At 38.7% G+C, this 2,187-nt stretch carries 2 protein-coding genes and 1 pseudogene; all 3 read left to right on the top strand.

The window, feature by feature from the left end; all coding sequences use genetic code 11:
- Positions 1-105 precede the first annotated feature (105 nt).
- Entirely contained in the window at positions 106-1,653 is a 1,548-nt protein-coding gene (locus ACY65O_RS11140; RefSeq protein WP_462220934.1) for a sodium:solute symporter family protein, read from the top strand.
- 96 nt (positions 1,654-1,749) lie between these two features.
- On the top strand, positions 1,750-2,049 hold the full coding sequence (locus ACY65O_RS11135) for a dihydrodipicolinate synthase family protein (protein ID WP_462220933.1): 300 nt from the start codon (positions 1,750-1,752) through the stop codon (positions 2,047-2,049).
- A pseudogene (locus ACY65O_RS11130) lies at positions 2,003-2,187 on the top strand (dihydrodipicolinate synthase family protein); the annotation flags it as partial. The gene ACY65O_RS11135 and the pseudogene ACY65O_RS11130, both read left to right, overlap by 47 nt.

The following is a 2,187-nucleotide window of genomic DNA, read 5'->3' as shown; positions in this document are numbered from 1 at the left end:
ATGAAGATGAAAAAAGAAATACCGCCTGGACCAAAAAAATAAAAAATAATCTTCTCCATTTCCCGTCCGCCAGCTGGCGGAGAGGACCGAGGGGGTTTCCTAACGATGAACAACTTGCCCATAATTGATATAGCCATCATCATTGTTTACCTGTTTGCCATGCTGGCAATCGGTTTTTATTTTTCTAAAAAAAATAAAAACTCCGAACAGTTTACCAAAGCCTCCGGTAAAATTCCCGGCTGGGCAATTGGCCTTTCTATTTACGCTACATTTTTAAGCAGCAATACTTTTTTGGGCAATCCCGGTAAAGCATTTGGTGGCAACTGGAATGTTTTTGTCTTTAGTGTATCTATGCCGTTAGCAGCATGGGTGGCCACAAAATATTTTGTAACCTTTTACAGAAACACCGGCGAAATTTCTGCGTACACCAATTTAGAAAAACGTTTTGGCCCATGGGCAAGAACGTATGCCGTAATATGTTTTTTATTAACACAGTTCGCAAGAATGGGTACGATATTTTTTGGTATGGCATTAAGCCTGCAGGCACTCACAGGTTTTAGTATGCAAAGCATAATGATTGTAATGGGCGTGTGCATTATTATTTACACCGTACTCGGCGGTATGGAAGCCGTGATATGGACAGAAGTGGTACAAGGTGTCATCAAAACATTAGGGGCATTATTGATTTTATATTTAGTCATCAAACAAATTCCGGGAGGCTTTACTAAAGTAATTGAAATTGCAAAAGCGGATAATAAATTTAGTTTAGGCAGTGCAGCAATCAATTTTACACAGCCCGGCTTTTGGGTAGTGCTGCTGTACGGTTTTTTTATCAACCTCAATAATTTTGGTATGGATCAAAATTATATTCAGCGTTATCATACAGCATCATCCGAAAAACAGGCAGCAAAATCTGTTTGGCTTTGTGTGTGGATGTATGTGCCGGTATCATTATTGTTTGTCATCATCGGTACATCACTGTATGCCTTTTATCAAATGCAACCAGAGTTAATGGAGCCGGTAAAAATAAAATTAGCTACGGAAAAATTAGGAGCATTGGCATCAACACAACAAATACAAACTTTAGCAGCCACATTTAGGCCAGCCGATTATGCCGATAAAGTGTTACCGCATTTTATGGTAACCAAAGTGCCCACCGGTTTGTTAGGTGTATTGGTGGCTGCTATTTTATCTGCTGCTATGAGCACCATCAGCAGCAACATGAATGCCAGCGCCACCGTGTTTACCATGGATATTTATAAAAAATATTTTAATCCAAAAGTGAATGATAAGCAACAATTATTTTCGTTGCATTTGGCTACAGTTATTTTTGGTTTAATAGGTTTAAGTGCAGGCCTTGCTATGATTGGAGCTAAAAGTTTATTAGATACCTGGTGGAAACTCTCCGGCATTTTTGCTGGTGGCATGCTGGGTTTATTTTTATTGGGGCTGATAAGTAAGCAAACAAAAAATGCAGCAGCGGTTACTGCAACCTTCATTGGCGTGCTGGTTATTTTATGGATGACGTTCAGCGAAAACATCAGCGACGAATACAGTTTTGTAAAAAATAGTTTACACAGCAATATGATTATTGTAGTGGGAACGCTAACAATATTTTTAACAGGAATACTGATCACCAGGTTTAAGAAATAGCTGTACTACAGTAAAATTACACCGCATAATAGTAGTATAGTACATTTTTATTGCTGTTGAAAATAAGGAAATTTATAAGCTATAAAACAAATGGATATGAACACCAATAAATTTGTTCCGGTAATGATAACACCCTTCAACTTAAAAGCAAAAGTTGATCTGGATGTGGTGAGTAACTTAATAGATTTTTATTTGGCCGCAGGCGTAAAAGGTTTTTTTGCCAATTGCCTCAGCAGCGAAATGTACAGCATTACCGAAGATGAACGGCTTGAACTAACACAGCATATTGTACGCTATGTAAACGGCCGTGTGCCGGTTGTTGCCACCGGGTCGTTTGGATTAACGGTGAATGACAAAGCAGATTTTACAAAAAAAAATTTACGATACCGGTATTAATGCCGTGATATTAATTACCGGCCATTATGCCAATGTAGAAGACAGTGACGAAGTGTTGTTGAAAAATTTTGAAACCATGTTTAAACTCACCGGCAATATTCCATTGGGTATGTACGAATGCCCGGCGCCGTACAAGAG

Source organism: Ferruginibacter sp., from assembly GCF_031430955.1.
Classification (GTDB): Bacteria; Bacteroidota; Bacteroidia; order Chitinophagales; family Chitinophagaceae; genus Ferruginibacter.
The sequence above is the reverse complement of the archived record's forward strand: the minus strand, read 5'-3'. Positions and strand labels throughout refer to the sequence as shown.